General features: G+C 71.1%; 5 protein-coding genes. 3 read left to right on the forward strand and 2 right to left on the reverse strand.

Annotation, left to right across the window (positions count from 1 at the left end):
* Positions 1–517 (forward strand): oligopeptide/dipeptide ABC transporter ATP-binding protein (locus H305_RS0143505; RefSeq protein WP_028805929.1); only part of this gene is annotated, 517 nt, incomplete at its 5' end.
* A 252-nt stretch (positions 518–769) separates the two neighbouring features.
* Here H305_RS0143505 and H305_RS0143510 read toward each other — a convergent pair.
* Entirely contained in the window at positions 770–1,513 is a 744-nt protein-coding gene (locus H305_RS0143510; RefSeq protein ID WP_028805930.1) for a class I SAM-dependent DNA methyltransferase, read from the reverse strand.
* Between the two features lie 102 nt (positions 1,514–1,615).
* Between H305_RS0143510 and H305_RS0143515 the strand changes: the two genes are divergently transcribed.
* Complete coding sequence (locus H305_RS0143515; RefSeq protein WP_028805931.1) at positions 1,616–2,119, forward strand: DinB family protein; 504 nt, start codon at positions 1,616–1,618, stop codon at positions 2,117–2,119.
* A gap of 9 nt (positions 2,120–2,128) precedes the next feature.
* Entirely contained in the window at positions 2,129–2,506 is a 378-nt protein-coding gene (locus tag H305_RS0143520; RefSeq protein WP_037767509.1) for a VOC family protein, read from the forward strand.
* A gap of 149 nt (positions 2,507–2,655) precedes the next feature.
* Here the strand turns inward: H305_RS0143520 and H305_RS0143525 are convergent.
* The coding region (locus tag H305_RS0143525) for an oligopeptide/dipeptide ABC transporter ATP-binding protein (protein ID WP_028805933.1) at positions 2,656–3,153 on the reverse strand (498 nt) is incomplete at its 5' end.

Here is a 3,153-nt window from a genome sequence, read left to right on the forward strand (position 1 = left end):
CGAGCCGGTCTCGGCCCTCGACGTCTCCATCCAGGCGCAGGTGGTCAACCTCCTCCAGGAGGTCCAGCGGGAGATGGGCATCGCGTTCGTCTTCATCGCCCACGACCTCGCGGTGGTGCGGCACTTCTCGCAGCGCGTGGCGGTGATGTACCTCGGCAAGATCGTGGAGCTCGCCGACCGTACGTCGCTGTACACCGGCCCCCGGCACCCGTACACCCACGCCCTGATGTCGGCCGTCCCCGACGCGGACATCGATGCCGAGAAGAAGGAACGCATCCGTCTCCAGGGCGACGTCCCGTCCCCCATCTCCCCGCCGTCCGGCTGCCGTTTCCGCACACGCTGCTGGAAGGCGCAGGACAAGTGCGCGCAGGAGGAGCCGCCGCTGGTCCGCCTCTCCGGCAACGCCGAGGGCCACCTCACCGCCTGCCACTTCCCGGAGGATCCCACCATCGAGGCGCGCGCCGAGGACATCGTGCTGGATCCGGCACTGGCGGCGCTGGAGGCCGAGGACGACTAGGGGGTTTCGTTCGGATCGGGTCGGATCAGGCCGCGGCGTCCGGTGCGGTGCGTCGCAAGGCGGAGGATCACCCGCGTACCGGGCGTACTCGGGTGGTCCGACAACGCGGCGAGGTGCCGTGCCGGGCGTCGCGGACCCGGGCTGATCCAGACGAAGCCCCCCAGAGGTACCGGACGACATCCCTCGGCGCCCGTCCGCCGGATCGCGGCCCGGCCGCGCAGGCTCCGCGTCCCGGTTCCCGGGCGGCAGGCGTCAGCGGCGTCCGGTCGGGCCGGCCACGGTGATGATCTCGGGGGAGGCGGGGGTCAGCGGCCCCCGCCCCCAGTCCCCGAACTGCTCGCGCACCACCAGCCCGGCCTCGGCCAGGAAGCAGGACAGCACCTCGGGGCCGAGGAAGCGCAGCGTGCTGCGGCTGGTCCGCGGCCGTTCCCACGCCGGATGCTCGAACGTCTCCGTGAACGTCACCCGCTCCCCGAGCACCGGCGCCTCCACCTCGTGCCACACGCGGACGACCGCTCCGTGCGCGTCGCTCACCTCGTGCACGTGCTCGGGGCTCCACGACTCCCAGGAACGGGCGGCGGGATGGCGTGTCTCGAACACGAACTGCCCGCCGTCGCACAACGCTTCGCGTACGCCGCCGAGGGCGACGCGCAACTCCTCGTCACCGAGCAGGGACTGGAAGGCGTGCCCGGTCATCACCACGAGGTCGAACTCCCGCTCCCAGCGAGTGGAGGCGAGATCCCCGAGCACCCACTCGACCGCGTCCCAGCGCCGAGCCTGCACCAGCATGGCCGCCGCCGGATCGAGCCCGCACAGTCTGCCGCGGTGCCCGGCGTCCCGGGCCCGGCCCAGCAACTGCCCCGTCCCGCACCCGACATCGAGCACCGACCGCGCGGACATCACCAGGTCCAGATAGAAGTCGTCGCCCGGGCCCCAGGGATTGAGCGCGTCGTACAGGGCGGCGAGGGGGATGTCACTGAACGAACGATCAGTCATCGCAGCAGTCTGTCAGTCCGCGAGGCGGCTCGAACCACGTTCGGAGAGTACCGGTGGTAATTCGCTCGACATCGAACGGCCGGGCCGGGATGCTTCCGTTCGATGACGCGAACCGATACGCCTCCCTCCTGGGAGGAGCGTACTCAGCTGGCCACCTTCCTCGACTACGCCCGGGCCACCGCCCGCGACAAGTGCGACGGCGTCTCCGCGGAGGACGCCGTCAAGGCGCCGCTGCCGGGCTCCCCGCTGATGACCCTGTGCGGGCTGATCAGCCATCTGCGCTGGGTCGAGTACTTCTGGTTCCAGGTCGTCTTCCTCGGCGAGGAGGACGAGGGTCCCTGGACGGACGAGGACCCCGACCGCGAGATGCGCATCGCCGTCGACGTCCCTCTCGCCCAGCTCCTCGACGAGTACGAGGAGCAGAGCGCCCGCTACCGGGATCTGGTGGCCGGGCACGACCTGGACGCCGAGGCGAAGCGGGCCAACCGGGACGGCCGTCATGTGAACCTCCGCTGGATCATCCTGCATCTGGTCGAGGAGACGGCCCGGCACAACGGTCACCTCGACATCCTGCGCGAGCTGGCAGACGGCCGCACCGGCTCTTAAGGAGAGGCCCTGTTGAACCCCACGATCCGCACCATCACCTTCGACTGCACCCAAGACCCGTACGATCTCGCGCTGTTCTGGAGCGAGTTGCTCGGACGGCCGCTCGCCGACGACGACAAGCCCGGTGACCCGGAGGCGGTGATCCAGGACCCCTCCGGGGGACCGGCCCTGCTGTTCGTGCGCGTCCCCGAAGGCAAGACGGCCAAGAACCGCATCCACCTGGACCTCCAGCCGCAGGGCCGCACCCGGGGGGCGGAGGTCGAGCGCGCCATCGCGCTCGGGGCCCGAGTGGTCGCGGACCACACCCGTCCCGACGGCCGCGGCTGGGTCACCCTCGCCGACCCCGAGGGCAACGAGTTCTGCATGGAGCGCGGCGAGGCGGGCTGAGCCCGGCGCGCCGCGGACGAACGCGCGAAGGCCCGCACCCAGCAGGGTGCGGGCCTTCTTCTTCCCCGGGAACCGGACGTTCGTGGGCTCGGGTCAATGGGCCGGCGAAAGTCGGTCCCGCGAGCCGCGGGCTGACGAAAAGGGGTGTGTCAGGCCGCGACCTCGGGGTCCTTGGAGAGGCGGGGAGCCGGGACGGTGCCGTGGGTCTCGGGGTAGTGGCAGGCAGTCAGGTGGCCTTCCTTGTTGCCCGCGACCTGGACCAGCGGCGGAGCCTCCGTCGCGCACTTCTCCGTCGCCTTCCAGCACCGGGTGCGGAAGCGGCAGCCCGACGGCGGGTTGAGCGGGGAGGGCACGTCGCCCTTGAGGAGGATGCGCTCGCGGGCCGGCACCTCGTCCGCCGTGGCCTCGGGAACGGCGGACAGCAGCGCGCGCGTGTAGGGGTGGCGGGGGTTCTCGTACAGGTCCTCGCGGTTGGCGATCTCGACGATCTTGCCGAGGTACATGACCGCGACGCGCTCCGAGAAGTGGCGCACGATCGCGAGGTCGTGGGCGATGAAGACGAACGCGATGCCCAGGTCCCGCTGGAGGTCCTGGAGGAGGTTGACCACCTGCGCCTGGATGGAGACGTCGAGGGCCGAGACCGGCTC

It is taken from the genome of Streptomyces sp. 142MFCol3.1, assembly GCF_000424945.1.
Taxonomy (GTDB): Bacteria; Actinomycetota; Actinomycetes; order Streptomycetales; family Streptomycetaceae; genus Streptomyces; species Streptomyces siamensis.